This is a genomic window from Luteibacter sp. P4_E6 (genome assembly GCF_056401535.1).
On sequence record NZ_JBFUJE010000487.1, the window covers coordinates 1 to 2,939 of the forward strand.

A 2,939-nucleotide genomic window follows, 5' to 3' on the forward strand; every position below is an offset into this window, starting at 1 on the left:
TCTGTTCTTCCATCGCCTTGGCTGCCGCGGCAGCTTCTTCAACAAGGGCCGCGTTCTGCTGCGTCATGTCGTCCAGCTGGGTCACCGTGCGGCTGACCTCATCGATGCCCTGGCTCTGCTCCTGGCTGGCAGCCATGATCTCTTCCATGAAGGCGGCAACACGGGTGACGTTGCCCGTGAGCTCACTCATGCTCGCACCGGTGCGCTTGACCAGCTCGGCGCCAAGTGACACGTCGTCCGCCGACCCGGCAATCAGCGCCTTGATGTCACGCGCTGCCGATGCCGAACTCTGCGCGAGGCTGCGCACTTCACCGGCGACCACCGCAAAACCACGCCCCTGCTCGCCAGCGCGTGCCGCTTCCACCGCCGCGTTCAGTGCGAGCAGGTTGGTCTGGAAGGCGATGCCATCGATGACGCTGACGATATCGGCGATCTTCGCCGACGAGTCGCTGATCGCGCCCATCGTCGTGACCACCTGGGCGACGACATCGCTGCCACGATGCGCCGCGGCGGCGGCGGCGCGCGCCAGTGTATTGGCCTGCTTGGCGTTCTCGGCGTTCTGCCGCACCGTAGCGGTGAGCTCTTCCATCGAGGCCGCGGTTTCTTCCAGCGAGCTGGCCTGCTCCTCGGTGCGCTGCGAGAGATCCATGTTGCCGCTGGCGATCTGGGTGGCCGCCGACGAGATCGCCGTCGAGCTCGATTGCACGCGGCGCATCATGTCCTGCAGACGGGCAATGAAACGGTTGAAGCTGTCGACCACGGCGTTGTACTCGCTGCCGCTGCCCGCCGGCAGGCGACGTGCGAGGTCGGCTTCGCCCGAATTGAGCTCTTCGATGTTGGCCTTCAAGGTGTCCAGCTGTTTCATCAGCAGGCGAATACCGAAGATGAGCGCCGCCAGCAGCAGAAGGGCGAGCGGTAGCTGCACTTCGGCCAGCTTGGTCATGATCCGGCTGCTGTCCTGCGTGAGCAGACGCGTGGGCAGGCTCGTCGCAAGCACCCACGGTGTCCCCACGATCGGTCGCAGGAACAGCGTCTGCGATTCGCCGTCCACGTAGTCGCGCTCGACCTGCTTTGCCTTGCCCAGCTCGGGCATGGCGTCCTTGACCTGCGCGATCATCGGCGACGTCGCCGCGAGGTCGGCCAGCTTTTTCAGGACGATTTCGTCCTTGATATAGGTGGTGTTACTGACGATCGTACCGTTCGGCTCGACGATCAGGATCTGGCTGTGCACCTTGCCTTCCATGTCGGCGACGAGACGATTGAAGAAGCCCAGCGTGACATCCACCGTGGAGACGCCGAAGATCTCGTCGCCCTGGTAGATGGCCATGGCGCAATTCGTGCGCGGCTGCGCACTGGCGGCGTCCTTATAGGCGTCCGCCCAGAGGCAATGTCCGCGCGGCGCGGTCAGGCCGTTCTTGTACCAGCTCTGCTCCCAGTACTTCAGGGCATCGGGCTGGTTCCAGTGGGTGTTGACGACAAGCTTGCCGGTGGCGGCGTCGCGCGCAAAGAACGTGCTGTCACGCTCCTTCGTGGCCTCGCGCTTGAACGGCAACGGCCAGATGCCGCCGCCGAACACGTCCTGGTCACCGTACTGGTCGACGAGACCAGGCTGCAGCCGGTCGATCGAAGCGCTGTCCATCAGCGCCACGCTCTGCGTGATGCTGCGCTGCTGCGCCTCGACCTGGTGCAGCTTGTTGGTGATGACAAGACCAATCTCGTCCACGTTGCGACCGACCCGTTCGGCCTCGCTGCGACGTAGATCGGGCGTCACGAATAGCCGGACCACAACGAAGGTCAGGACGACGAGCGCAAGAAAATACGCCAGGACGAAGGCGGTATACCTTGCCTGGGTGGAACGAAAAAGATTCACGAAGAGGGCCGGATCGGGTATGTGGAACACCCATTTCGGCGCGCCGTCGCGTTTCTTTAGGTCGAAAGCACCTAGCCGAGAGCGCCGTCGACCATCGCCTGGGCCTCTTCAAGCACCTTGGCCAGATGTTCCTTGCCACGGAAGCTCTCGCCGTAGACCTTGTAGATGTCCTCGGTTCCTGACGGCCGGGCCGCAAACCAGGCCTGATCCGACATGACCTTGATGCCGCCGATCGCCTGCCCGTTGGCCTGGTTCACGATCGCGACGATGGGATCGCCTGCCAGCGTCTTCGAGGTGACCTGCTCGGGGGCCAGCTTCGACAGGCGGCTCTTCTGGGCATGGGTGGCGGGCGCATCGATACGCGCGTTGGCGGGATCGCCCAGCGTGTCGGTGATCTGGCGGTATATCAAGCCGGGATCGCGCCCCAGCTTCGCCGTCATTTCACCCGCCAACAGTGCCGCGGCGATGCCGTCCTTGTCGGTCGACCAGGCCGCGGCGTTTCGAGTCAGGAACGAGGCACCCGCGCTTTCTTCGCAGCCAAAGCCCAGGCTGCCGTCGTAGAGGCCCGAAACGAAATACTTGAAGCCCACGGGCACCTCGAGCAACGGCCGGCTCAGATGCTTCGCGATGCGATCGAGCAGCCCCGTGCTCACGGCGGTCTTGCCCACGGCGGCATCATCGCGCCAGCCCGGACGGTTCTGGAACAGGTACCACGCCGCGGTGGCGAGGTAGCTGTTCGCTTGCATGAGCCCTGCGCTGGGTGCGACGACACCGTGGCGGTCGTGGTCGGTGTCACAGGCKAAGGCGACGTCGAACTTGTCCTTGAGCCCGATGAGGCGCTGCATGGCGTACGACGACGACGGATCCATGCGAACGCGTCCGTCCCAGTCCAGCGACATGAAGGAGAACGTGGGGTCGACCACGTCACTGACGACCGTGAGATCCAGCCCGTAGCGCTCGCCGATCATCCCCCAGTAGTGCACACCGGCGCCGCCGAGTGGATCCACACCCATGCGAACGCCGCTGCCGCGGATCACCTCGAGGTCGAGCACGTCGCCCAGGTCTTCTA

At 64.4% G+C, this 2,939-nt stretch carries 1 protein-coding gene and 1 pseudogene; both read right to left on the minus strand.

All coding sequences use genetic code 11. From position 1 onward, the window contains the following. Window positions 1–1,522: pseudogene (locus AC1DT2_RS19630) on the minus strand (methyl-accepting chemotaxis protein); the annotation flags it as partial. Window positions 1,523–1,941: 419 nt separating this feature from the next. Next, a partial coding sequence (locus AC1DT2_RS19635) for a phosphohexomutase domain-containing protein (RefSeq protein WP_477298150.1) occupies window positions 1,942–2,939 on the minus strand: 998 nt, incomplete at its 5' end.